The following is a 26,315-nucleotide window of genomic DNA, read 5'->3' as shown; positions in this document are numbered from 1 at the left end:
TCATCAGATGGACACTATGGGTCCGCGCTCGGGCAGGAAGTGTCGTGGGGCGCGGCGACAGAAAGGAAAAACCGGGAGATGACAGTTGGAATGACCGCTTATCACCGGCCGGCGGATCTGAAGGAGGCCCTGGGGCTGCTGGCTGAAGACGGCGCGGCCCGGCGGCCGGTCGGGGGAGGCGTCTCGATTATTCAGACGAAAGACGCCAAGGGCTTCGAAGGCGTGGATCTCGGGCGCCTGGGGCTGGACAAGATTGAAGAAACGCCTGCGGGGCTGCGCATCGGCGCGATGGTGACGTTTGGCCAGATGCACCGCGACGATCGCGTAAAGAAGGCCTGGGGAGGACTGCTGGAGAAGGCGCTGCTCGGCGCCGCCAGTTGCAACGTTCGCAACCTGATCTCGGTCGGCGGCAATGTGGTACAGTGCTACTACTGGTCCACCCTGCCTCCGATTCTGTTGGCACTGGACGGAACGGTCCGCGTCGAGAACGCGTCCGGCGGACGCGACATCCCCGCGGCTGAGTTCTTCGCCCAGCACCCGGTCAAGACGCTCAACAAGGGCGATCTCGTCACGCACGTGACGATTCCGATGCCGAAGACCGGCGAGCGCGCCGCGTTCCACAAGTATGCAGAAGTGCAAACCGAGTACGCGCTGATTCAGGCCTGCGTGAAGCTGACAATGGACGGCGCCAAGTGCAGTGAAGCCCGCGTGGCGGTCGGTGCGCTATCGGTTGTGCCGTTTCGCTCGGAAGCGGCGGAGAAGATCCTGGCCGGCGCCGAGTTGTCCGATGAAGTGCTGGCCAAGGCCGGTGCCGCGGCGGTCGAAGGCGTGACGGTGCGCGAGGACTTCCGCGCCAGCCGCGATTATCGCTCGAAGGTGGCGCCGGTGATCGTGCGCCGGACGCTGGCGGAAGCGCTGGCTGTCGACAGTTCCGGCAACGGCAAGGGGGCATAACGATGATTATCCGATTCAAACTGAATGGCAAAGAACGCGAGTTCGACGTGGCGCCGGATCTGCCGCTGGTCGATCTGCTGCGAGACAATGCGCACCTGACGGGCACGAAGATCGGCTGTCGCGAAGGCACATGCGGAACCTGTACGGTTCTGATCGACGGCCGGCCGGCGAACTCCTGCCTGACGCTGGCGGCGCGCTGCGAAGGTGCCGACATCAAGACGATCGAGGGCCTTGGTTCGCCGGCGAATCCGCATCCGATCCAGGAAGCCCTGGTGGATGCGGCGGGTGTGCAGTGCGGTTACTGTACCCCGGGCATCGCGCTGACGCTCGAGGCGCTGCTGAAAGACAATCCGAAGCCGACCGAGGCGGATGTTCGCCTCGCGCTGGACGGCAACCTGTGCCGCTGCACCGGCTACGTGAAGATCTTCGACGCCGCCGTTCTGGCCGCGGAACGACTCTCCAAAGGAGGCGCCAAGTGACTGACACACGCAAAATCACGGCGCCCGCCCCGGCGGCGCTGAAGCAGGATGCCACCGGCAAGGCGAAGGACGCCCTCGTTGGAACGAGCCAGCGCAAGGTCGACGCGCTCGGCATGGCTTGCGGCCAGGCTGAGTACGCCATGGATCTGCTGCCGAAGAATCCGTTGATCGGTATTATCAAGACCTCGCCCCACGCTCACGCGCGCATCAAGAGCATCGACACGTCGAAGGCCGAAGCGATGCCGGGCGTCGAGGCGGTGATTTGCTACAAGAACGTGCCACGCATTCCGCACACGACGGCCGGCCAGGGCTATCCTGAGCCATCGCCGTACGACACCTTCCTGTTCGACACGAAGGTGCGTTACGTGGGCGATCGCGTGGCTGCCGTCGCGGCGGTGGATCGCGAGACGGCTTTGGCCGCGGCGCGCGCGATCGAAGTTGAGTACGAAGTCCTTCCCGCCGTCTATGACGTCGACGAAGCAATGTCCGAAGGCGCGCCGCTATTGCACGATGAAGAAGACGCCGAGTCTTTCCTGCCGTGGGATCCGACGAAGAACATCGCCGGCATGAGTGACGCCGCCGTCGGCGACGTTGAGAAGGGTCTGGCGGAAGCGGACTTCATTCTGGAAGGAACGTTCGACAATCACTACACCTCGCATGCGGCGCTCGAGCCCCACGTGACGGTGTCGTGGCTGGATCCGAACGGTCGTCTCGTGATTCGCACAGCGACCCAGGTTCCGTATCACGCGCGGCGCATCTGCGCGCAGGTTCTGCAGATTCCCGCGGGGCGCATCCACGTGATCAAGCCGCGCGTCGGCGGTGCATTCGGCGGCAAGCAGGAGATTCTGCTCGAGCCGGTCGCAGGTATGCTGACGCTGAAAACCGGCAAGCCGGTCATCATGGAATACACGCGCGCAGAGGATCTGGTCTCCGCCCGCACGCGCCACCCGTTCCGCATGCGGATGAAGGTCGGCTTGATGAAAAATGGCGACATCAAGGCGATCGATTTCTACGCGATTCTGAACAGCGGCGCCTACGGTGCACACGCGCTGACCGTGCTGACAAACGCGGGCTCGAAGTGCCTCCCGCTGTATCGTTGCGAGCACCTTCGTTGGACCGGCCGTTCCGCTTACACGAATCTGCCCGTCGGCGGCGCGTATCGCGGCTACGGTGCAACGCAGGGGATGTTACCTCTTGGCGTGCTGATGGACATGGCAGCCGAGAAGTGCGGCATGGATCCGGTGGAATTCTCGCTGCGGAACCACATCAAGGAAGGCGAAACGTCGCCGCTATTCAAGGCACTCGGCGAAGGCCGCGAGGGCGTCGACATGAGCATCATGTCGTGCGGCCTCGAAGAAGCGATCAAGAAGGGCGCAGAAGCCATCGGTTGGAAGGACAAGTTCCGCAAGGGACGCAATGCGCCAGGCCCGAAGAAGCGCGGCGTCGGCATGTGCATCCTGATGCAGGGCTCGTCGATTCCCGAAATCGATATGGCCGCGGCCGCGATGAAGTTGAACGACGACGGCAGCGTGAATCTGCACGTCGGTGCGACCGATCTCGGCACGGGCAGCGACACGGTCCTGACGCAGATCGCAGCGGAAACGCTGAAGGTTGCGTTGGACGAAGTCGTTGCGTTCTCCAGCGACACGGACATCACGCCGTTCGATGTCGGCGCGTACGCCTCGAGCACGACCTATCTCTCCGGCCAGGCCGTGAAGAAGGCCGCGGAGAAGCTGATCGACTCGATGATGGACGTTGCCGCGGAAGACCTCGGCGTTGCGAAGGATCAGCTCGTTCACGAGCACCGCGGGTTCTCCGTCGTGGGCGACGCGAACAAGCGCATGACCTTCCAGGACATCGCGCTGCGTACGCTGTACATGCGGAACCAGCACCAGGTAATGGCGCACGCGTCGGCAATTTCGCACGCGTCTCCGCCGCCGTTCGCCGCGCACTTCGCCGAAGTCGAAGTCGACGAAGAGACCGGCCACGTTCGCTGTCTGGAATACGTCGCCTGCGTCGATTGCGGCACGGCGATCAACCCGGCGCTGGCGGAAGGCCAGACGGAGGGCGCAGTCATCAATGCGCTGTCCTCGGCCATCACCGAGCGGTACATCTTCAACAATCAGGGCCGCATGGTGAACCCGACGTTCAACTACTACAAACTCTACAGCACGCAGGATGTACCTCGTCTGCGCACGTTCCTGATCGAGACGCACGAACCGACCGGCCCCTACGGTGCGAAGTCGGTCTCGGAAATCTCGACCAACGGACCGTTGCCGACCATCGCCAACGCAATCTACGACGCCGTGGGCGTGCGACTGTTCGAATCGCCCTACACGCCGGAAAAGATCCTGGCAGCGATCGAAGCCAAGAAGGCGAACGCCTGAGCAATACTCGACATGCAATGACCCAATCGGCCCGGCAGCAATGCCGGGCCGATTTCATCTTGTTTCGGATGGAAACTTCTCGTAGTTACTTCGCGGCTTCCAACTTGGCCGTCCTCGTCTTCAGGCCTTCCTCAATCTTCTGCAGATCCTCTTCGGTCAGCTTGACTTCTGCGGCGCGTACGGTCTCTGCAACCTGGCGCGGATTGCGTGCGCCGACGATGGCAGATGTGATCAGGTCGCCGCGCAGTGTCCATGCGACGGCGATCTGTCCCGGAGCGACTCCGTGCGCGTCGGCGATGGGACGCAGCACGCCTTCGATGAACTCGACATTAATGTCGAGCGCCGGCGATTGGTAGTTCGGGTTCTTCGTCTTCCGCCAATCGTCGTCGGCCAGGTTCTCCACCCACTCGTGCGTGACCTTGCCGGTCAGCAAGCCGCTGTGCATCGGTGAGTAGCAAACGACGCCGATGTTGTTCTTGTTGCAGTACGGGATCTGGCTGAACTCGGAATCGCGAGCAACCATCGAGTAGGGCGGCTGCAGCGATGCAATCGGATGAATCTTCGCAACGCGATCCATCTGCTCCGGATTGAAGTTGGAGACGCCGATCGCGCGCACCTTTCCCTCCTCGAGGATCTTCGCCATCTCGGTCCAGGCTTCCTCGATATCCTCGGGCGGGTTCGGCCAGTGAATCTGGTAAAGGTCGATGTAGTCGACATCGAGCCGGCGCAGCGAACCTTCCAGTTCCTCGCGCACGCTGGCCGCCTTCAGCTTCGGCATCGCTTCGAATGGCTTGGCGGGATTCTGGAGCAGGCCGCATTTTGTGGCAACCAGCACGCTGTCGCGATCGCGGCCCTTGATCGCGCGGCCGACGACTTCTTCGCTGTGGCCGAAGCCATAGACGTGCGCGGTGTCGATCCAATTGATGCCGCGATCGAGGCCTTCCTTGATGGCTGCGACTGCCAGTTCGTCATCCGTCGGCCCCCACCCGAACGCCCACGGGCCACCGATGGCCCAAGCGCCGAAGCCGATCACGGTGAATTCAAGATCTGTATTTCCCAGTTTCCGTGTATTCAATTCACTGCCTCCCGGAAAGATTCTGTTATCGTTGACTTGAAGCAAGACCGTGGCCAAGGCGAAATCCATTGGCGCCGCGGCAAAGCGGGACTAGGAATTGCATGTGGACCATTGCGAGGGGCGTTCACCATGTGGTTCCTGAACGAGATGACCGCTGCAGCGTCGACCATTCACCTGGTGATGGCGGCGCTGACTATTCCTCGCATTCTCAAGATCAAGCGCAACTCCACCAGCGCCATCGCCTGGATGTTTGGCGTGGCATTCTTGCCGTTCCTGGGCGTGATCTTGTTCTGGACGATCGGCGATCCGGAGGTGCGCAAGCCTCTGCGTCAGCTGGGCCGCGGCCCGATCCATAAGTCCGACAGCCCAGTCGCCCAAACCACGCTGGCCCGCGCCGGAGTCGAGCGACTGCAAAGAATGCTGGCGCGACTGGGCGAAACCCCCTCCACGGTCGGCAACGACGTGCGTTTCTTCACCGATGCGCATGTCTTCTACGATCACCTCGAGGAAGCCATCGAGGATGCTCGCCACGAGATCTGTTTTCAGTTCTACACCCTGCGGCCGGATGAATGCGGCGAACGTTTTGCGCGGCTGCTGCTGCGCAAGGCCCGCGAAGGTGTGAACGTCTACCTGCTCTTCGACGCGATAGGCTCTGTGTCGTTGCATCGCCGTTTTGTGCATCGCCTGCGCGAAGGGGGCGTTTTCTGTCACCCGTTCCTGCCGCTGAACCTGTTGCGCCGACGCATCCAGATCAACTTCCGCAACCACCGCAAGCTAGTCATCATTGATCGTCGAGTCGCGTTTACGGGCGGGATGAATGTGGGCAGAGAGTACCTCGGTCGCGATCGAGCGCTCGGCCCCTGGTACGACTGTCACCTGCGAATCGAAGGGCCCGCGGCCAGGCCACTGGTGGAGGAGTTCCGGGCCGACTGGGAGTTCACCGCGACGCAGCGCAAGGAGCGCCTTCCGGACAGAACGGATTGGGAGCCCACGTACGACTCCTCGCACGAGACGGACGCAGAGGCGCGACGCCGGGGCTGGGTTCAGTTGGTTTCCTCCGGTCCCGACCAGATCGTGAATCGCACGCGCAGCGTCCTGTTCCTGGCCGGAACGCGCACCCGCCAGCGCCTTTGGCTCGCAACGCCCTACTTCGTTCCGGATGATTCGCTGATGCAGGTACTGATGACGGCGGCACTGGTCGGCGTCGATGTGCGCCTGCTGACCCAAAACAACCGGCCGGATCGGTGGGTTCCCTACTTCGCGATGCGATACTACTGGGAACCGCTCCTCAAGGCGGGCGTGAAGATCTACCAGTACCAGGGCTCGATGATGCACGCGAAGATGTTCGTCTCGGACGATCGCCTGGCGGGCGTGGGATCGGCGAATCTCGACGTGCGGAGCCTGGCGCTGAATTTCGAATTGGGGATGCTATTCTACTCCAAGCAAGAGATCCAGATGGTCGAGCGCCTCTTTGAAAAGGCCTTCGGGCGCAGTATCGAAGTGGGCGATCCGTTCCTCGATCGGTGGGCCGGCGTGAGATTGGTGGAGAATTTCTGTCGGCTGTTCCAGCCCGTCTTGTGACGTCAGATTAGAAAATCGGCGCGAAATTCGAAAGCTCACTGTGAGTAAAGGTGATTTGGCATGAATGCGGGCCTCGGGTGGGAATTGACATTGATTTCGGATACAACCGGTCAGAATTATCCAGAAACTGCGCAGGGTTGCTTTTTTCCGCACACATTTTTTTGCACAAATGCGCAATTTTGTCCTTGCCCCGAGAGAGCCGATCCATGAGGGTAACTCTCGGTAGTCGCGTTTTGCGCCCACCATGTACTGAGCAGCGAGCGGCCCGTCCGAACAGGGAAATTCCCTTCGGGCGGGCCGCCCGCTTTTATTTGTACGTTTTTTGCGCTGACCAGCCGCAGCCACTCTGCCCCAGGGCTTGAAACGCCAAATCCCCGTTGCTGCCAGGGCCTCGCCCAACATACGAACACACCAGCGCAACGTTCGAGGCTCACCGTCCATGCCCCTTCACAATCTCTTTCAACGCATCGCCGACAAACGCATCCCCCGGACGCGACTGGAGCGAGCCGTCCAGTCCGCCATGGCGGTCGTGGCGCCGGTTTATGGCGCGGGGGCCTGGGCAAACCGCGCACTCTACGATTTGGGGGCCAAATCTCGCACGCGTCTGCCGGCCATGGTGCTCTCTGTGGGCAATATCAGCCTGGGTGGAACCGGCAAGACGCCATTCACGATCTGGCTGGCGGAGTGGTTGCGCGAGAATGGACGCCCGACGGCAATCCTGACTCGGGGCTACGGCCGGGCCGACGAGGACCGCTTGACAATTGTCCACGATGGCCGGCGGCTGCGCTCGAATACGCGCCAGGCCGGCGACGAGCCGGTCATGATGGCCCGCGCGCTGCAGCGAACGCCGATTATCGCCTGTTCCGACCGCGCCCGCGCGGGTCGCGCGGCGATCGACAACCTCAAGGTCGACACGCTGATCCTGGACGATGGCCTCCAGCACCATCGCCTGGAGCGCCAGGCCGAGATCATCCTGCTGGACGCCACCCGGCCAATCACGGAATTGCGCCTCTTCCCGCGCGGAACGTTGCGCGAGCCGCTAACAGTGCTTTCCAAGGCCCACCTGATCGTTCTGACACGCGCCGATCAGTCGAAACGCACGGATCGCATTCGTCGAGAAATCCGCCGCCGCCTGCCGCACGTGCCAGTCGTCCGGACCCGGATCGCCGTGTCGGGGCTGATGGATCTCAGTGCTCGCCGTGCTCGACCTGCCTCCGACCTGGAAGGCGCGCGCGTGCTGATTGCGTGCGGAGTTGGCAATCCCGCCTCGGTGAAGCACACGGTTCAGGATCTGGGCGCAACCGTTGGTGCAATGAAGGTTCTCGCGGATCATTCGCAGGTCACACGCGCCGATGTCTTGGCGTGGGATTCGGCGCGCCGCCGGGCAAAGGCTGACTTCCTGGTCGTGACGGAAAAGGATGCCGTAAAGCTGCGCGAACTCGGCAAACTGCCCGATGGCATTCTGGCTCTCCGCACGCAGATGGAGTTCGTCAGTGACCGCGACCAAGGCTTGGCGGAAAAGGCTCTTCGTGCGCGTCTGCGAGCTGGTCAACTTCGCGGATATCTGAGCTGAAATTGCCTCGTTTGTTAGCCCGCCGTTAGTCCTCAGTTACCCCCCTGCGAACCTCTGTCATTCCAGTCAGGATATTCATCTTGCACCTTGCCTCCCCATCGGGAGAAGCCTGTTCGTTTTGATGCCGAGGCAAGAATACAATAGGAAATTCTCGGCCATATCACTCTATCCCAATGGGGGAACTGGAATGATGAAGTGTACGCAACTCCTTTCGGCTGCATTGCTGACGGGGAGCCTGATCGCGACCGGCTGGGCGCAGCAGCAGCCGGCGATCGCTGACAACAATCAGGACGAACAGATCAATCTGAACCGCAACGTTCCGGAAGGCGTCTCGGACTTCACCATTTTCCGCACGGGCGACAAGCAACAGTACAATCACTATATCAGCGAAGTCATTCCGCTGGAGCACGCCGAAGCTCTCGAACTGCTGCCGCATGCACTTCGCGCCGTTCAGTTAGAAGAAGGAACCGCGCGTCCGTTGAAGTACACCGATCCGGAGACCGGCGAGAAGACCTACTACCTGCAGGTCGTCACAACCGCCGAGCAAATGCCGTCCGTCGTCCAGACGATCAAGGCACTCGATCTGCCTGGAGTCGTTTCCTCAACGGGCAACATCAACTACCACATGCGCACGAAGTACCGTCGTGCCTCCGAGGTCGCCGCGGCCGTGGCGAACACAACGCTCTCCGGCGAAGGCAGCGTCTCGGCGGATGATGATACCAATACGATCTACATCGAAGATTCGGTGAGCGACGGGAAGCGGGACATCGTCGTGGCACAGTACTATGACGTTCCCGCGCCGCAGGTAGAGTTTGAAGTTCTGGCTGTGGAATTGGAAGAAGACGACATCGACAAGCTGGGCCTCGATTGGGATGCATGGAAGCGCGCCGTTGGCGGTCAGTTCGAGTTCACCGGCAATTACTTCGAAGGCGGTGAGTCGTTCAATCGTCTCGACAGCCTTGTGACGATCGATGCGGGGGTGCTCGCCTCGTTCCTGAACTTCACGGTTCAGGCAGGCACCGGCAAGGTCGTAACGCGCAGCACTGTGACGGCGACGAACAATCGCCCGGGCATCGTGTCCAGCCTGCGCCGCCGTCCTTCGTACGGCTACAACACGGTCTTCCAGACACCGTCGGAGTTGACCGAGACGGCTCCGGGCGTCTCCGCCGTGGCGGAAGATTACGACAGCCCCGCCGGTCCGCGTCCGGTGACCATCGTCCCGAACACAACGTCCCTGAAGGTCAACACGACACTCGGCGCGGCTCGCCCGGGCTCCACGGCAAGCGATCCGTCGACCCTGACGAGTGAGAAGGCCGAGGGCATCTACATGGTGATCCAGCCGGTGATCGGAACGGAGATGGTAACGGCCGAGATCCGCCTCGTGCTCAACAGCCTCGCCGGCTACACGGCACTGGACGAGCCGATCATCTCAGAGCGCCTCGTCGAATCGATGGTAACGCTGCGCGACGGTCAGCCGCTGAGCCTCGGTGGACTGGACAAGGAGACGAACAACTTCGTGCGCCGCGGAATTCCGCTGCTGAAGGACATTCCAATCATCCGCCCGCTGTTCAGCATGGAGCAGGAAGTGACATCGCGCTCGAAGGTCTTCGTCGTGGTGACACCGAAGTTCAAGAACCAGGTGCTCTACAGCTCCCCGAGCCTGATGAGTTCCACGCCCGAATCCTCACCTGCGGTCATGTTGAACGACGATCCGGACCTGGCAGCGCCGCTTCCCGTTTCGAGCAACTAACTCGACTTTCTGACATCGCAAAAATACATGTGCCCAGGGCAGACCGTTGGGATTCTTGCCCTGGGCGATCCATTTAATGGCCGCGACGAGAATTCCACAGGCCGAAAAACCGTTGCCTTTCACGCGAGGGACTCGGAACATGACGATAATACTACTGGCGCACCCTCGGGCCGCCGGAAGGAAGGAAATCCGCTACGTATTCACCGGCGCTGATTCATCAGATTCGCGAAGAACTGCTTGCCCGAACCCGGCCTGATCGACAGGCCCACGTTTTGGGAGTCGAGGGTATGAGTGTCGTTCTGGCCCATCGATGGGGCATCGATCTCCAACGCGTTCTTCTCGCCGCTCTCCTGCACGACCTCGCCAAACCCTATCCAAAGAATGTCCAGCGCAAGTTGGTGGAGAAGGTCACCATCTTCCCCATGACGGAGGAGGATCGTGAGCACTCCGCCATCTGGCACGGATTGATTTCAGCCCAGGAAGCCCATGATCGCTATGGGGTCGAGGACGAGGAAGTGCTGGAGGCGATTGCTTTTCACCCCACCGGCCAGCCAGAGATGCGGCCCGTTGGGATGGCGGTGTATGTGGCGGATTTCATGGAGCCATCGCGCAGTTGGCCGGGCGTCGAACCGGTCCGGCGCGAAATTGGCTCGCGGGACATGCTCGGGGCCGCCCGACTGGTGGCCGAGGGCAAATTGACCAACCTCAATCAGAAGGGGCGAGTGCCTCACTCGCGCACCCGGGCCATGCTTGAATGGCTCGATTCCAAGAACGGGAAAGGTGACAATCGATCGTGATGGATGCCATCCAACGGGCAATTCAGGCCGCGCGCCTGGCCGATTCAAAGAAAGCCGAGGATATTGACGTCCTGGACCTGCGGGGAGTCTGCACGTTCACGGACGCGTTCGTAATCTGCACAGGCGCCACGCGCCTGCAGTTGAAAGCCATCGGCGACGCCATCGTCAACGGCATCAAAGAGATCGACAACTCGACGCCGCTGCAGGACGGCGCGCGCTCCTCAACGTGGGCCGTGCTGGACTACGGCGATTTCGTCGTGCACATCATGAGCCCGGAGTCGCGGGACTACTACCGCATCGAAGACATCTGGGGCGACGGCAAGGCCATCGACTGGGCCGGCAAAGAGGTGGCTGTCTCCGAATAAGTCCCGGAGCGGAAGGACGAAAGCACTCTTGTCTGGCCACTGAACACTGGTCACGGGATGTCTGTTCCGCGCCCCTGGCGGCCCGCCATCCGCCGCCGTCATTCATTTTTCGCTTGAAATCGAGTGTCGCCAAAAGCGACGTATTCAATCAGTCGTTCTGGGCTGGACCTTCTCGCGAGGGACGAGAGGCCGGCCTTTTCCTTTCCCAACGACTCCAGTTTCCAGAATGAGGACGAATTCATCATGATGAAGTTTAACAAGGGCGAAACGATCGTCGAGCCGACCATCGGCATCTGCACCGTGATCGGAATGAAGCGGATGCACGTGGATGGTCAGGACATGATCATGTACATCTTCCAGGCCCAGAATGCCCAGGTGTACGTGCCGGCGGATCAGCTCGAGAAGCGCGGTATCCGCCGCCCCATGACTCGCGACGAAGTCAAGCGCGTGCTGGCCAACCTGAAGGTGCCGGCGTCGCCGAACCGCAGCGATGCGCGCCTGCAGTACGTCAACTACCGCGAGATCATGAAGTCCGGCGATCCCGCCCGCATCACCCGCCTCCTGCGCGATCTCTATATCCTGGATCAGAACGACGATCTGAAGGGCAAAGAGAAGGAGATCATGGACCAGGCCAAGAAGTTCCTCTGCGACGAGATTTCCTTCGTCCGCGAGGTCTCCAAGACCCAGGTGATGGAGACGCTGAACGAAGCCCTGCGCCAGATGTACAAGAAGAAGATCCAGAAGGACAAAGAGAAGGCCAAGAAGTCCGGCGTCGATGTGTCCATGGGGATCCTGGGCTACGAGGATGACGAGGAAGAGGAGCGCGAGGGCGAGGAAGTGCGCGAGGAGAAAGAGGAGAAAGAGGAAGACGAGGAGTACGAGGAGGACGAAGAGGAAGAGGAAGAGGAAGACGAAAAGGAAAAGTAATCTCCCAATCCCTCCCCTGCTGGTTTCAATCCCGCCCCGGTTCACGCCGGGGCGGTTCCATTCCCATGGGGTCGTTTCTTGCCAGGATTCTCGCTGACAGCCCCCACCGGGCCGGAGAACGTATCTTCATGCCTCACCTGAACCTCAAAACGGCTCTTTTTCTTGTCGCGATAGCCATGCTGGCCGTCGGTGGGTGGGCCCAGTTTACGATTCCGTCCGAACACGAGCCGTTCCACCTGCGTGTGCTGAAGGATACGGACGAAATCCGTCCACGAGAGGGACCACTCAAGGTTCTCGGCCTGGACGATCGTCCGAAGCTGCGCGATCAGATCGAAGACCTCGCTTACGAAGCGCGTATTCGTATCGCGAGGGAGACCTTGATCGATTGGGACGGCACGGCCTACATCGTCTGGGTCGAGGATGAGGACGACTTCATCGAGCAGACGGGCTTCCGGCCCGAGCACATCGCCGCCGCCGCCAGCGCGGAGAAGCTGACCGTCTGGATCAATGCTACGGCGTGGCACCGCAGCCCGCTTTCCGCGCAGTCACAGGTTCTGACGCACGAACTGGGTCACTTGCTGGTGGGAAATCTTCCTACGGGGAGACGATTGCCGCTCTGGATGAATGAAGGCCTCGTCCAGCACCTGTCCGGCGAATGGGATGCGCGCCGCGAGATGGCGCTGGCCCGCGCGCGAGTGTTCGGGACGCTGCCTCGACTCGAGGATCTGGAAGAACAATTCCCGCGCGATCCGGAGATGCAGACGCTCGCCTACGCGGTGAGCTACAAGGCCGTGGATCTCGTGGCGGCCAGCGTTGGCGACGATCCGGGACATGTCGGCGACATCATGCGCCAATTGGCGCACGACGACTACGGCCCGCGTCTCACGAAGGAGCTCTGGGATCCCAAGATTCGCGATGCGTGGAATGCGCGCCTGACACTTTCGCTGGGGTCGCGGATGCACAATTTGTTCATCCTGATGACGACCGGGACCGCTTTTTGGATTCTGATCATCATGCTGACGGTGCTCGCCTACTTCATCCTGCGTCACCGCCGCCGCATTCGAGCCCAGCGCGAAGCGGTCGAAGAGGCCTGGGCCGAGTCCCTGACGGAAGAAGATGTCTACGACATCTACGGCCGGCCGGAAGAAGATTCAGAGCCGGAAGAATTGACGCCCTGGGAACGTCATCTCCTCGAGAAAGAGCAGGAAGAAGACGAACATTGGCTCTAGATGCGCTGGCAATCGAAGAGGCGAAGCACATAGTTTACACATCATCCGAGCGATAAGTTCCAATGGCCATCGAACGCTTTCCCGCCATCGTCATGCAAGGATACGAAACCGGCGAAACGTCGGAAGTGCTGCATATCTTCTGCGGTGCGTTCGGCCGCCTTTCGATCATGGCGAAGGGCTTGCGGAATCCCAAGAACCGCCTGCGCGGAGTTCTGCAACCCCTGGCGTCTGTGGAACTCACCGTCTACCTGAAGGAAACGTCGGAGATGGGGACGCTGAAAGAAGCGGCCCCGCTCCAGTCGCGCGATGCCCTGCGGGGCGATCTGGAGCGCCTGGCGCTCGGTGCGCTCCTGGTTGAGATCGCCAGCGCCTGCTGCGAGATCCACCAGGAGAGCGCGCAGATGTTCGATGTTGTGCAGGCGGGACTGGATGCACTGGAGGCCGAATCGCAGGCACCCGCAACGCCCGCGCTCCATCACTTGCTGCGAGCGCTCTCCATCGCCGGCTACGAGCCTAACATCGATCCGGCGCTGCTGCGTCCCTGGGACGAAGGCGCCAAGCCGCACGTGTTCTGGCTGGATATCGCAGAGGGCCGCATCCACACAACACGCCCGCAGCCGCGCACGATTTGCTGGCCTCGCATCACGAATATGCAGGACTTGGAGTTTCCCCTGCCACCGGAAGCGGTGCGTGCGCTGTATGAGAATCAGCGAACGGAACTCGAAGACCTCTCCAAGCTGCCTGCGCTGGAAACTTCCCACGCCATCCAGCTCATCGAGGGTCTTGTGCGCCTGATGCAATGGCACCTTGACCATCCCATCCGCAGCGCCCGCTTCTGGCGCAGCATGGCGAAGCTCTGAAAACAACAAAGGGGGCGGCTCGAAAGCCGCCCCCTCTTGGTTGATGGTTTCTGGTTCGCCGTTACGGCATTGGGATCATCGGCGCCGTGCTGGATCCAATGCTCCAGTAGTAGAGCAGGGTCGCATCGGACTTGTCGACAACGCCGTCGAGGTTGATGTCGAGCATCGGGTCGTAGGGCAACAGTGCGCCGCCGGTCGTTGCACGACTCAACAACATCGCATCGGTCATGTTGACGACGCCGTCGCCGTTGTAGTCGCCGAAGAGCGGACGGCTGTTCGGATCGCCCTTATCGGATCCGTAGGAGTCTTCGACTGCGTCGGAGAATCCATCGCCGTCCGAATCCTGGTCGTTCAACGTCGTCAAGAAGTGCCAATCGTTGCCGCTGTTGTTGTCCCAGTTGCCAGCACCGTCATTGAACACCATATCAAGCTGCGCCGCGTTGGCGGGCACCGTGTAGGTGTACGTGAAGTAGCCGGTGAAGCCGTCCTGGATCATGAGGTGATCGGATGCATCAACTTCGGTCCAGGCGTTGATGCCCTTGTGGATGTAGACGTCGCTGGCTGCAGAGATCGGTCCCTGCGACGCGTCGTAGATCACCGTCACACTGTTGCCCGGAACCGCCGGCAACGGAACGATGGTCGCACCGTTTGCGATCGGGGTCGGCGTGGGGGACGGAGTCGGAGTCGGCGTCGGAGTCGAGGACAGCGGATCGGTCTCGCTGCTGTTGAAGGTCGCCGAGATGGGGTTACCACTCGGATCGACCAGCGGTTCGTTCAGGCCGTCGGCGGCGATCGTCACGCTGTGGGAGCCGTTCGGGCTGGCCGTCGTGTTGAAGGTCAAACGGCAGACCGTCAACTCGTACTGCGTGCTCGATCCATTTCCGAGAGCGTTGACCAGGCGAGAAGTGCTGGTGCCGCTGCCGGAGACGGTGCCGAGAGTCGGAGGATCGCCACCGAGGTCGACGTCGCTGACGCTGACCAGCGAAGCCGAGTCGCCGTCATAGGTCACGAGCATCGTGTAGGAAGCGACCGGCGCGATCGTGTTGTTGCGCACCGCGATATCGACGGTGAACGAGCTGCTCGCCGCGTACGGATTGCCAATCACGTTGGTCGTGTAGATCTCCGCGTCCGGTCCTGGAGTCGGGGTCGGAGTTGGCGTATCCGATGGCGTCGCAGTAGGTGTATCCGTCGGCGTCGCCGTTGGGGTGTCGGTCGGCGTAGGCGTAGGCGTCGGGGTATCCGTCGCCGTCGTCACGGTGAAGTGCCAATCGTTGCCACTGTTGTTATCCCAGTTGCCCGCGCCATCGTTGAAGACCATGTCGAGCTGCGTGGCGTTCGCCGGCAGAGACAGATCCTTCGTCCAGATCTCGCCTCCGGCGTTCGTCATGGCTTCTTCGGTGATCGAGCCGGCATCCCAGTTATTGATGGCCCAGTAGATATTCACTGCGGCGGCACCGGTGATCGGGCCCGCACTGGCATCGTAGGTCACTGTAACGGTCTGGCCGGCAACCGGCGGATACGGCGAGACAACAACGCGGTCCGTCGGCGTCGGGGTGGGAGTCGGGGTTTCGGTCGGGGTCGGCGTGGCGCCGATGTTGATGGTGATGGTGTCGCTGCCCTCGAGCAGATCGTTGTCGATGGCGCGCGCCTCGAGGCTGTGTGAGCCATCGCTGAGCGTGCCGGCATCAATCGTGATCGAGTAGCTGTCGCCCGTGATCGGCGTCGGAGACGGAGTCGGCGTAGCCGTTCCGCCGGCACCAACGACCGCGAAGGGCTCGGTATAGGTGTCGTAGTCTTCCCACTCGTTCGGCGAGTTGGAAGCCGTCACGCCAGGCGTATCGACCGTGGCCGGATCGTCCGGCAGCGAATCGACGCCGGACATCAGCGGGCCATCGCCATGGCTGACGAACAGGCCGATGGACTGCGTGCTCAGGTCCGGGCTGCCAATCAGTTCGAGCGGAATGGCAACTTCGAAGAACGAGTCGCGGTTCGTATCGTGGCCGGAGGTCAGGTAGTTCTTGCCTCCCGGGCCAGTGATCGGGCCGCCGGCCCAATGGTTCGCCGAAGCGCCGTCAAGGCCTGCGTGCTCGTTCGGATAGACGCCGTTGCCCGTCGGGCCCGTGGCGTCGTTGTCCGGATCCCAGCCCGCATTGTACGGGCAAACAAACGGACCCTGGAAGAAGTTCGAAGCGAAGTAGACCTCGTAGTCGAGTTCGTTCGAACCGCCGAAGCCGTGGCCCTTGCCCCACATGTCGCCGTTCACCGTGTCCACTCCGTAACCGCCGGAGGTGACGTCGATGCCGATAAACTGTGGTAGATTCATCTGGAAGGGCTTCGTGCCGGCGGACGAACCCGCGTTGGCCGGATCTTCAACGTCGATCACGTCGACGATCTGGATACCGACGTACAGGTTGTTCGCATCCCACGCAGCGTACAGTTCAGTGTAGTCGAACTGCGGCTCGTGCGTCGACCAGGCGCCGACAACGTTGGCGTGATCGAAGGCAGCATCGGTGGCAATCAGCTCGGAGCTGGTCCACTCGCTGCCGGTGTTCACGCCATCGATGGTAATGGTCTTCATCGTTCCCGTGCCGCGCGCGGCGGACTTGCTGCCGCGGCGTGCGTTCGGAGTCGTGTCCTCGCCAACCTTGTTGCCGTCGACGTAGAACTCGACCTTGCTGACCGTGCCGTCGGTGTCGCTCGCGAGCGCTTCAACCGTGAAGTTGCCACTGACGTACGCGCCATCCGCCGGATCGATGATCGAGACGATCGGTGCATCCGGGTTCGGCGTAGCCGTCGGGGTCGGAGACGGAGTCGGCGTATCGGACGGCGTCGGCGTGGCCGAAGGCGTCGGGGATGGAGTCGGCGTGGGCGTCGGGCCTGTCGAACCGGCCGTCAGCGTGATGCCGAATGTGAAGTTGCCTTCGCCGTACAGTTCCGCCATGTGAAGCATGGCCTGGTTGCGCGGCGAGTTCGCGGTGCCGTCGCCGGCGCCCGAGTTGTAGTTTGCCGTGTGCGAACCGTCTGCGTAGCCAAGCGAGACGCTCGCGTTCGTTGCCGTGTTTGTCAGGGTCGCAACACCGCCAGCATCCGTCAAAGTCAGAGCCGACTGGCCCGTCTCCAACAGATTCGCGATATCCGGCGCAAGGCCGTTGCGAACGTACAGACGCGTCGCGCCACCGGTCAGCGCGTAGCTGACTTCCAGCGTGCTGCTCGAATCGCCCAGCGTGATCGTCTTGCTGATCTTGCCGTCGGCGGAAGTGAGTTGCACGCCGTTGCTCAGCACGCTGGCCGTATAGACGTCGTTGACGTAGCCGGCTTCGACACCGGACGCCCACCAGTCTGACAAGCCGGAAGTACGTGTGCCGCCGTTTGCCGACGCTTCGGTTTCATCGTCGTCATCGGGGAAGCCAAGCAGGTTGCCGATCACCGACACGGCGTTGCCGGAACCGGCATCGCGCGCAAACGCAGTGATCAGGCGACCGCCATCGTTCTCGAAGACCGCGAACACGTTATCGTTCTTGATCACGTACTCGTTCTCGCCGTCCTGGTCGAGGTCGACCGCAACGGCGCTAGTCACTCCGCTGTTTCCTGTCGCAGCCCAATCGGCGGCGGCAGCGATGAAGCCGCTGCGGCGCAGGTTGAGGAACTGCAACTGGCGGGCGAAGTTGGCGATCGCATCGTATGTATCGTCGTCGTAGCAATCGAAGGAGCCGTCCGGGCAACGGGCCGAGTTATCCTCGTCGTGCCAGGCGGTTTCGAAGATGGCCGTCGAGTAGGCCAGGCGCGCCAGGTTGCCAAGCGCATTGGTCGGCGAACCGAACGTTGCGTCGTAGACATCCTGAGCGATCGTGCCCGGGCCCTTCGTGGCCGAACCGGAAGTCGGAACGTAAGTGGACAGACCGCCGAAGGGCTTGGTCATCCACTGGCTCAGGTCCTTGCGGATCGGAGGCGCGAAGTCGTCGAAGTCCTCTTCGATGCTCGAACCGAGGTACCAGTTTTCGTAGCTGTGCTCGGTGGCGTGATCCAGCCAGTCGTAGGTCTGGAACGGCAGCGTCGTATCGGTGCCGTGGTCAACCGGCGTCCAGCCCCAGGAAGCGACTTCCTCGAGCGAGACGACCTGGACCCACTGGTGGTTGGCCAGCCAACGGATGTTGGTGTTGAAGTTGTCCGGGTTATCCGTACCAACGTTGAAGCTCGTGAAGGAGCGGCCGGCATAGGCCTCCCAGTCGTCGAAGACGAGCGTGAGCTGTTCCTGGTCCGTGGCGCGGGCCATGTCGATCAGGTGCTCGCGCGTATCGAACCACAAGCCGTCATCGGTGTTGGCGAACTTGAAACGATCCGGCTCATCGTTGATCATGAACGCGTTCACGCCATTGATGCGGTGGACCTTGTGTGCCTGGCCATTCTCACCGAACCAGTGCCGCAGGTGATTGATCTGGTCGAGAACGGTGTAGTTGTAACCCGTCGCGACAAGATCGGCGAACGTGGCGCCGCGGACGACGCGTTCCGGAATCCAGAACGTCGAATTCGCATCCGGCGCGGGCAGACCAAGGACGTCCATCAGGTACTGCTCGTTGCGGTCGATCGAGTCCTGGTTCACCACGCCTTCCCAGAAGGGCATGATGTGTTCGCTGAACACGCCCCAGACGATCTCGCCTTCGCCGTTTCCATCGTATCCATCCACAAAGTCGGACAGGTAGTCGACGAAGTTCGGACCGTCGGCGGGATCGGTGGTGCCGGGCTTGTCCGCCCACATCAACGAAGCAACGAGCGTTGCAGAGATGTGGATATTCGGCGGCACGTTGAAGATACGCGCCGTATCGAGTGCACGGTGATAACCGGTCGGGTTGCCGTTCGGAGTCGTTACAACATTGTTGTAGACGAGTTGCTGGATATACTCGGAGTCGCTGATGGCCTGGTTGCCGTGCAGAATGAAGGCATACTTGGCCGTCGGGCAGTGCGAGTCGGTCGCCGTCTGACCGCTGTCGGGCAGACGGTCGGCGATGGTCGCGTTCATGTCCTGCGCGGTGCAGACCTCGACGCCGATTGGCGACGAGCCGTCCCAGCCGCGGTCAGTGAGCAGCGAACGATCGATGCCGAACTCGACCGAGTCGAGGTCCGCGCGGAAGTAAGCGCCGGCGAACAGACCCGGGTTGGAACTGGCACTGCTGAGCGATGTCAGCGTGGTGTCGTAGATGTTCCAGTAGGCTGCGCTGTAAACCGCAACAGCGAGATCCCACTGACCAGTCGAACCACCAAGACCATCCGGGAAGCCCGTTGCGCCACCGGACGTGAAGTCCAGCAGCACGTACAGGTCAAGCTGGCTGTTCTCGGCTTGCTCGTAGAGGTCGAGGAAGTCGGCGCGCATGTAGAAGGCACCGGCGCCAGGATCGTCGAACGTGTAGAAGGCGACGATGTCGCGAGCATTATCGGATCCACTGTCGATCGAAACACGATCGTTGTACGGGTCAAGCGCACGGCAGTCGTCCGTCGCCCAGTCCTGGAACTCTTCGTAGTAGGTCTGGCCGGCGGTCGTGCCGAGCATCGGGCCCTGGCCAATCGTGATTGCGCGATCGGTGGGCGTCGGGGTCGGCGTTGCCGTCGGTGTCTCGGTTGGAGTTTCGGTAGCCGTCGTCGTCGGTGTCGGCGTCGGCGTGTCGGACGGTGTCGGCGTCGGGCCGGAGTTCGTCGAGAAGCTCCAGTCGGCGCTGTCGTTGTTGTCCCACGTCGACTGACCATCCCAGAAGACGAAGTCGAGCTGCGTCGCACCGTCAGGCACCGTGTAGGTGAACTCGTAGAAGCCGGTGCTTGCGTTGAGCGTCATCTGGACGTCCGGCGAATCCACCGCCGCCCAGCCGTCGATGCCCTTGTGCAGCCAGATTTCGGCAGCACCAGCCAGCGGTCCGCCGGCCTTGTCGTAGAACACCGTCACAGACTGGTTCGTCACCGGTGGGTTCGGGTCGACTGCGACGCGGCCGGGGATCGGCGTCGGCGTCGGAGTCGGCGTCGGGCCGGAGGTAACGGTGAAGGTCCAGTTCGCGGAGTCGTTGTTGTCCCACGTTCCTGCGCCGTCATTGAAGACCATGTTCAGTTCGGTCGCGTCGGCCGGAACGGTGTAGGTCAGCTTCCAGAAGCCCGTCGCGGCGTCCTTCGTCATTGCCGTGTCGGTCGCATCGACGGTGCCCCAGTTGTTGATGCCCTTATGGATGTAGATGGCGGATGCACCGGCCAGCGGTCCGCCAGCCTGATCGTACAGCACCGTCACCGGCTGGCCCGCGGAGGCGGGATCCGGGCTGATGGCTGCGCGACCCGGGATCGGGGTCGGAGTAGGCGTCGGCGTTTCAAAGCCGGATGTGGCGAAGTGCCAATCCGCACCGCCGTTGCTGTCCCAGTTACCTACGCCGTCGTTGAGGGCGTAGTCGACCTGCTGTGCTGTCGACGGAACCGTGTAGGAAACCGTCCAGTTTCCGCAGCCATCATCGAACATCTCGACGTCGACTGCATCCACGTCTGCCCAACCGTTGATTCCCTTGTGCAGGAAGATCTGGCCGGCACCGGACAGCGGCCCGGAGGCCTTGTCGTAGTAGACGGTCACGATCTGGTTCGCAACCGGGGTCGACGGATCGACGGCAACGCGATCGCCACCGTAGGCGACAGTGTCGCACGGCGTCGGGGACGGAGTCACCGTCGGCGTCACGGAACCAGTGGTCGCGAAGTGCCAATCGGAGTCGTTGTTGTTATCCCACGTGCCTGCGCCATCGTTGAAGACGATGTCGATCTGCTCGGCGTGAGCCGGCACGGAGTAAGTGTAGGTCCAGTTGCCGCCGGAAGACGTCATTGCCTCGTCCGGATCTGCCACTTCAGCCCAGTCGTTGATGCCAACGTGGATGTAGACGGCAGACGCGGAGGCAAGTGGGCCACCCGTCGGGTTATACGTGATCAGGACATCGGAACCGGCAACCGGCGGATTCGGATCCACGGTCACACCATTCGGATCCGGCGTCGGAGTCGGTGTCGGCGTATCCGTCGGAGTCGGCGTGGGATCGCCGCTCTGCAGGAAATTGATGTGGTAGTCGATGGAATCGCCCGTCTCTTCATACAGGCGAACGGTGATCACGCGGTCGGTGGAGGTCACCGGCACCGTCAGGCGCCACTCGCCCGGACCCGGGTCGTTCATCTGAGCGAACTGATCCGTCGGCCGGTTCGCGTCGAATGCGCTGGCGACGTTCACGAGCGCGTTGTTTTCAGTATTGTCGGTAGCGATCCAAACTTCGACTTCGCTGCCGGAGATGACCTGATTTTCGGCCGGGTAGCGAATCGTCGCGACCGGGCGCGTATTGTTGACGTAGACGGCTTCGCGATGGCTGGACCAGATCGGCGCATGTTCGCCGGCGCCCCAGTTGACCGCGATCACTTCGATGAAGTGGTAACCTTCACCGAGCTGCGTCCAATCGAGCGTCACGTTATAAAGACCGGAACCGCCCTGGGCGCCGACGTCTTCGAAGCTGAAGCGCTCGAAGCCGGCAAGGCCTCCGCTGGTGTAGTCGACGCCGCCGCTGCCATTGATATCGACGCCGGCATCCACCTTCACCAACGCGATGTCTTCGGTGCCGTCGGTCTGCAGCTCGAGCAGCGAGCTCGCAGCCGTCGTCGACCAGATCGAGTAGTTGCGATGACGTGCCTTGTCCACATAGGTGGGATCGGCGCCGTCATCGTCGGGCGGAACGTCGGTCGCATTGGAGAGCGACACGCTCGTCATCTCCGGAGTAGCCGGCGCGTAAGCGACGTAGCCGAACTGATCGACGTTGGTCGGGATGCGCAGGTTCACTTCGCCGCCGAAGCCGACGGTGATACTTTCCGGAATGTCGGCGTACATGGAATGGTTGCCGGTGAGCTCGTGCAGGATCGTGCCGGCCGAGAAGTTCGTCGTCACGGTCTGCGCGACGTAGCCGGTGTTTTCGCTGTCGCAGATGCCCCACAGCAGGCGGGCGTCGTGTTCGTAGATGAGGTAATCGGCATCGATCCAGCGCTCGTACATCACGCCGCGGCCATAGATGCGGCGGATATTCACGAGCGTCGTGATGATGCTGCTGTAGTCGCCCATGGCGTCGCCGCGAGCGTTGGCTTCCTTCGGGAACGGGTGACCTTCGTTGTCGGGTTCCTGCGGACCGAACTCCAGAGCGTTGTGATAAACGATGCTGTAGCCGTTGCGCAGAATGATGAAGGCGTGGCCGATGTTTGACCAGCCGGCGCCGTCCTTGTCATGGCTGGAAATGAACCGGACGCCGGCGGAGCCGTCGATTGCGCTGCCGTCGGTATTGTCGTAGGTTCCCCAAACCAGTTCGCGAAGATCGCCAAGGCCATGCTGATTCAGAACGTCGGTGGCCTTGAAGAAGAACGGGAAGTCAAGGTTGTCGCGGTTGCCGTAGCCGTCGCGACGGCGATACAGGTTCAGCTTGCCGTAATCGCCATCGAAGATCTCGTTGAAGCTGAACGGCGTTTCGCGAGATCCGTCGAGCAGGACCTTGCCGTTACCAAAGACGGCATCGTCGTAGAAGTTGAAGAACCAATCGGGCATGTGCTTCGTGGCGTCGATGCGGTAGCCGTCGAAGCCAAGGACTTCGTTTGCATAACGCACAAAGCGCAGCAGCAGGCCGGTTGCGTTCTCTTCAACCGGGTCGCCGCCCAGCGGGTTCGTCAGGTTGAAGCCGGAAGGCGTCAACACGTCGCCCGGTGCCGGATCGAGGTCCGGATAGAAGCGGCGGTTGTTCTCGGTAATGGGCTTCAGCAACTTGCCGGCGCCCGGAATGTTGCGCGAGTCGCCCGCATCGACGGGCTGACGGATGAATTGGTGATTCTTCTCCTGGGCGATGTCGATCAGACCCGCCAGGTACATCTCCCACTCGCCGGACTGGCCGGATGGGTGGAAGTCGCCGTCGGCGTCGTAGCCGTTGCCGTTTTCGCCGTTTACTTCAAAAGCGAATCCGGGATAGCCGCCGAGATCGGCGAACGTCGTGTCGGCTTTCGTGCCGAAGGAGTTGTGATTAAGGATCGTGTCGGGGATGATATCGATGTCGGCGCGATCGCCATTATCGAGCATCGCACTCATCGTATCCAGGTGGCCGTAACGCGTCCACTCGCCCAGCATCGAACCGTAGTCGAAGCGGTCGAACAGGTCGTAGCCAACGCTGAAGCCGGAGCCGCCGCGTGTCGGAGGCGGAACCCAGATGCCACCGTAGCCAATCGTGAACGCGTCGGTCATGCGGCGTGCAATCGACTCCCAGGTGGCGCCGAAGTACTGGATGATCATGGGCGCCTGGCCCGGGATGCCAGCGATGTCCAACGTCGGATCGGGCGTGTAGCCCGGCGTCGGCGAAGCCGTCGGCGACGGCGTCGTGGTCGGCGTGGGCGAAGGCGTCAGGGACGGAGTCGGCGTCGGGCCGCCCGTCACGGCGATGGTCCAATCGCTGCCGCCGTTGTTGTCCCAAATCGTATCGCCATCGTTGAAGACCATGTTCAATTCAGTGGCGGTGGAGGGAACAGTGTATGTGATTTCCCAGAAGCCCGTCGCGAGATCCTTCGACATCAAGGTGTCGGTCGGATCCGTGGTGCTCCAGGCGTTGATGCCCTTGTGAATGTAGACGAGGGTCGCGCTGGCCAGCGGGCCGGCGCTTGCATCGTAGGTGACCGTGACCAACTGGCCCGCGACCGGCGGAGCCGGATCGGTGACAACCTGGCCGACGATCGGAGTCGGCGAAGGCGTTGGGGAAACCGTCGGGGTGGGCGAAGGAGTCGGCGACGGAGTCGGCGTGAAGCCGTTGTCGTCGGTCGTCGTGAAGTGCCAGTCGCTGCCGCTGTTGTTGTCCCAGTTACCTGCACCGTCGTTGAAGACGTAATCGACCTGAAGCGCGTCGAGGTCGACGGTGTAGGTGTAGGTCCAGGTGCCGTTGCCGGCATCGGTCATGGCGGGATCGGGTGCAACGGTCGCGTCCCACGCGTTCTTGCCAAGGTGAATGTAGATTTGCGAAGCGCCACTGAGCGGGCCTTCGGTCTGATCGTAAGTGACCGTGACCTGCTGGCCGCGAACGGGCGGCTTCGGCGCGACCACGACGCGGGCCCCAGTGGCTCCGCTGCCATCGCCAATGTAAACGTGCTGGATCGGCGAGCGCGAAACAATGCCCTTCGCGTCCGTCGCTTCAACGTAGTAGTCGATCAGCTTCTCACGCAGCCCGGTAACTTCCACCGAGTAGTGATCCGCGATGTGCGTCGGCAGTTCGAAGAAATCAATGTTCGGATTGCCGTAGATGTTGCCCTTCGGGAACTCGCGGCGGTTCATGGGCAATTCAACCCAGGTGCCGACTTCGGAGCCACCAGCGTAAGTTTCGTTCTGGTTCGAAGACAACGGGTTCGAGCCGTCGACGTCGACGCGGTACTTCAGCACGGCGTCGACCGGGCCGCTGGCGTCGGAGATGAACGTCCAGATATGGAAGTCGCCGTCGTCGAAGTACTCTTTGTAGCCGTACTGCACGCCAAAGTTGCGGCTGCCGGGGTTGTACGGATGACGCTGGGGCAGCCAGATCGTCGGTGGCGTTGTATCCGAGGACGCGTCGCCGATGATGGGATCGGCGTGCTCAACGGCTTCGTTGCAGCCGAGGGTGGCCTTCACTTCAAGGTCCTGTGCCGGGCCGTAGTAGACATTCCCGGAGTCGAGCGACCCGAGGTAGTAGTGCCATGCGCGATCGACCTCGTGCGTCGATCCGTCGGGGTGCAGGATCTTCGCGTAGTCCGGCGAGTGACCGCTGATCTGCTGAGCGGTCAGCACGCGGTTCAGGGCGGCCGTGAAGATCGCCATGTCGCGTGCCTTCTCGTGCCAACCGTTGACCGGATCGATCTGGCCGGTGGAATCGAGAAGCGGATAGTTCCAGTTAATATAGGTCGGCGAACCGAAGTCCGAATCGGCGTTCACCCAACCGCCGTCCTCGACATGGATGACGTTATTCGTATCGGGCGGGAATTCGGCCAGGTACTGCTCGATCGAGGTAACCTCGTTGCCTTGGCCGGCTGCGCCGTTTGCCATGTTCGGAACGCATTCATTGTAGTAGCTGTAGCCACCGCCAAACGCGTTGTCGCCGTCGTGCACAAGCAGCGACAGCGAGGGCTGCGACGGATCGTTCAGCGCCTCAAGATCCCCCAGGTATCCCGCCCCGAGGCAACTGTAGCCGTCCTTCCAACCGTAAGCCTGGTCCGCCGGAACGGCGATAATCTTCGTCTCGGCGCCCGTTTCCGGGTCGACGTACTTGACGTAGGCGGGCTGGTAAGAAAGCGGGTTGGCATTCGACGGCGAACATCCGCGATCGATGGAGACGCGGATGAAGTTGTTGCCGTTCGGGTTGATCTGATCGGCCGCGTTCGGCAGATCGCAGTTCTCGCCGCCGCTTCCCACAGCAATCGGGAAGTCCGGGCAGGCGCGCGCGATGTGCGAACCGGAGACGATCGACCACTCGATGCCCAATTGATCGAGCACCGGGATCAGGCGCGTGGAGAATGCCATTTCCGTCGGGAAGTAGCCGCGGGACAGAGCATCCGTCCCGAACTCCTCTTTCACCTTCTCCTGGTGCAACTTGATCTCCATGTAAACCGTCTCGGGGTTATGGAGCCCGACCAGTGCGTGGTGGAACGAGAAGTTCACGATGTCCATGCGCGGCTTGCCGCCGCTCGTGTCCCACTCGTTGGCCTCGTTCATCCACGAGTTCCAGTTGCTGCCGTACCCAAACTGGCCCGCGTCGCCGAGGCTGTTGATGTTTTCCATCAACGCGCCGGAGTAGCTGACCGCCGCACCGGAGTTTGTATGGCCGGAGATGTTCGCCAACGCGTTCCGCATGCGGTACTGATAGGCCGCAACGCGATCGTCCTTGCCGAAGATCTCATTCAGGTTGTCCGTTGGATGGACACGGCCGCCGTTCTTGGCCTGGATCGAATCCCAGGCGTATTCATAACGGTCCGTCCCACTCTCCAACTGGTCGTTCCAATAGATGGGCTGGTGCATGTGCCAGTGCCAGCTCACCTTGGGCCTCGTGTTTTGGGCGCTGGCCATCGACACCAACGCGCCAAAAAGGAAGAGCGCGCCAAGTATCGGAAGGCGCTTCAAAGCTCGGTTCCTCATAAGGGGTCTCCTCAAAATACCCTACAAAACGGGGGATGATGAGGAGACAAGTCCCATGCTGTAGGCCGAAAGCCAAGCTGGATTTGCCAGACCGCTCCAAATGTGGGGCGGTTTCTTCTGAAGTGTTTTATCTGATCGGAAACGATTTCGCAAAGAATGCCGCAAAATTACTTTG

General features: G+C 61.7%; 13 protein-coding genes. 11 read left to right on the top strand and 2 right to left on the bottom strand.

What is annotated here, in order from left to right:
* The first annotated feature begins 90 nt into the window (after window positions 1-90).
* From KQI84_13870 to KQI84_13860, 3 genes are all read left to right on the top strand, one after another.
* Complete coding sequence (locus KQI84_13870; protein MCB2155965.1) at window positions 91-954, top strand: FAD binding domain-containing protein; 864 nt, start codon at window positions 91-93, stop codon at window positions 952-954.
* Window positions 955-956: 2 nt separating this feature from the next.
* Window positions 957-1,433, top strand: coding sequence for a (2Fe-2S)-binding protein (locus tag KQI84_13865; GenBank protein ID MCB2155964.1), 477 nt, complete (start codon window positions 957-959; stop codon window positions 1,431-1,433).
* Between the two features lie 113 nt (window positions 1,434-1,546).
* Window positions 1,547-3,820, top strand: coding sequence for a molybdopterin-dependent oxidoreductase (locus KQI84_13860; GenBank protein MCB2155963.1), 2,274 nt, complete (start codon window positions 1,547-1,549; stop codon window positions 3,818-3,820).
* A gap of 85 nt (window positions 3,821-3,905) precedes the next feature.
* Here the strand turns inward: KQI84_13860 and KQI84_13855 are convergent, their stop codons facing one another.
* Window positions 3,906-4,895, bottom strand: a complete 990-nt coding sequence (locus KQI84_13855) for an aldo/keto reductase (protein MCB2155962.1) — start codon at window positions 4,893-4,895, stop codon at window positions 3,906-3,908.
* 129 nt (window positions 4,896-5,024) lie between these two features.
* Here KQI84_13855 and cls point away from each other — a divergent pair, with 129 nt between their 5' ends.
* The 8 genes from cls (at window position 5,025) to recO (ending at window position 13,977) form a co-directional block, all read left to right on the top strand.
* On the top strand, window positions 5,025-6,476 hold the full coding sequence (cls, locus tag KQI84_13850) for a cardiolipin synthase (protein ID MCB2155961.1): 1,452 nt from the start codon (window positions 5,025-5,027) through the stop codon (window positions 6,474-6,476).
* A 439-nt stretch (window positions 6,477-6,915) separates the two neighbouring features.
* Window positions 6,916-8,049, top strand: a complete 1,134-nt coding sequence (gene lpxK, locus KQI84_13845) for a tetraacyldisaccharide 4'-kinase (GenBank protein MCB2155960.1) — start codon at window positions 6,916-6,918, stop codon at window positions 8,047-8,049.
* 187 nt (window positions 8,050-8,236) lie between these two features.
* A complete protein-coding gene (locus KQI84_13840) occupies window positions 8,237-9,799 on the top strand; it encodes a hypothetical protein (GenBank protein MCB2155959.1) in 1,563 nt (520 codons plus the stop codon).
* Between the two features lie 287 nt (window positions 9,800-10,086).
* Window positions 10,087-10,596 carry a bis(5'-nucleosyl)-tetraphosphatase (symmetrical) YqeK gene (gene yqeK / locus KQI84_13835; GenBank protein ID MCB2155958.1) on the top strand — a complete coding sequence of 170 codons (510 nt, stop codon included), beginning with the start codon at window positions 10,087-10,089 and terminating at the stop codon, window positions 10,594-10,596.
* A complete protein-coding gene (rsfS, locus tag KQI84_13830) occupies window positions 10,593-10,961 on the top strand; it encodes a ribosome silencing factor (protein ID MCB2155957.1) in 369 nt (122 codons plus the stop codon). Before yqeK ends, rsfS begins: the two co-directional genes overlap by 4 nt.
* Window positions 10,962-11,204: 243 nt before the next feature.
* Complete coding sequence (locus KQI84_13825; GenBank protein MCB2155956.1) at window positions 11,205-11,888, top strand: hypothetical protein; 684 nt, start codon at window positions 11,205-11,207, stop codon at window positions 11,886-11,888.
* Between the two features lie 128 nt (window positions 11,889-12,016).
* Window positions 12,017-13,117: a hypothetical protein gene (locus KQI84_13820; GenBank protein MCB2155955.1), complete on the top strand. Its 1,101-nt coding sequence runs from the start codon at window positions 12,017-12,019 to the stop codon at window positions 13,115-13,117.
* A gap of 62 nt (window positions 13,118-13,179) precedes the next feature.
* The gene (recO, locus tag KQI84_13815) at window positions 13,180-13,977 is read left to right on the top strand and encodes a DNA repair protein RecO (protein MCB2155954.1); all 798 of its coding nucleotides are present in this window, start codon (window positions 13,180-13,182) and stop codon (window positions 13,975-13,977) included.
* A gap of 61 nt (window positions 13,978-14,038) precedes the next feature.
* On the opposite strand, the gene KQI84_13810 is transcribed toward recO, so the two are convergent.
* Window positions 14,039-26,140 carry a hypothetical protein gene (locus KQI84_13810; protein ID MCB2155953.1) on the bottom strand — a complete coding sequence of 4,034 codons (12,102 nt, stop codon included), beginning with the start codon at window positions 26,138-26,140 and terminating at the stop codon, window positions 14,039-14,041.
* Window positions 26,141-26,315: the final 175 nt, after the last annotated feature.

This window comes from bacterium (genome assembly GCA_020444065.1).
Taxonomy (GTDB): domain Bacteria; phylum Sumerlaeota; class Sumerlaeia; order SLMS01; family JAHLLQ01; genus JAHLLQ01.
This window is presented reverse-complemented; position numbering and strand designations above follow the sequence as displayed.

Coding starts and splice junctions, on each gene's coding strand:
- KQI84_13870 (MCB2155965.1), top strand. CDS start 91: ATGACCGCTTATCACCGGCCGGCGGATCTGAAGGAGGCCCTGGGGCTG.
- KQI84_13865 (MCB2155964.1), top strand. CDS start 957: ATGATTATCCGATTCAAACTGAATGGCAAAGAACGCGAGTTCGACGTG.
- KQI84_13860 (MCB2155963.1), top strand. CDS start 1,547: ATGGCTTGCGGCCAGGCTGAGTACGCCATGGATCTGCTGCCGAAGAAT.
- cls (MCB2155961.1), top strand. CDS start 5,025: ATGTGGTTCCTGAACGAGATGACCGCTGCAGCGTCGACCATTCACCTG.
- lpxK (MCB2155960.1), top strand. CDS start 6,916: ATGCCCCTTCACAATCTCTTTCAACGCATCGCCGACAAACGCATCCCC.
- KQI84_13840 (MCB2155959.1), top strand. CDS start 8,237: ATGATGAAGTGTACGCAACTCCTTTCGGCTGCATTGCTGACGGGGAGC.
- yqeK (MCB2155958.1), top strand. CDS start 10,087: ATGAGTGTCGTTCTGGCCCATCGATGGGGCATCGATCTCCAACGCGTT.
- KQI84_13825 (MCB2155956.1), top strand. CDS start 11,205: ATGATGAAGTTTAACAAGGGCGAAACGATCGTCGAGCCGACCATCGGC.
- KQI84_13820 (MCB2155955.1), top strand. CDS start 12,017: ATGCCTCACCTGAACCTCAAAACGGCTCTTTTTCTTGTCGCGATAGCC.
- recO (MCB2155954.1), top strand. CDS start 13,180: ATGGCCATCGAACGCTTTCCCGCCATCGTCATGCAAGGATACGAAACC.
- KQI84_13810 (MCB2155953.1), bottom strand. CDS start 26,140: ATGAGGAACCGAGCTTTGAAGCGCCTTCCGATACTTGGCGCGCTCTTC.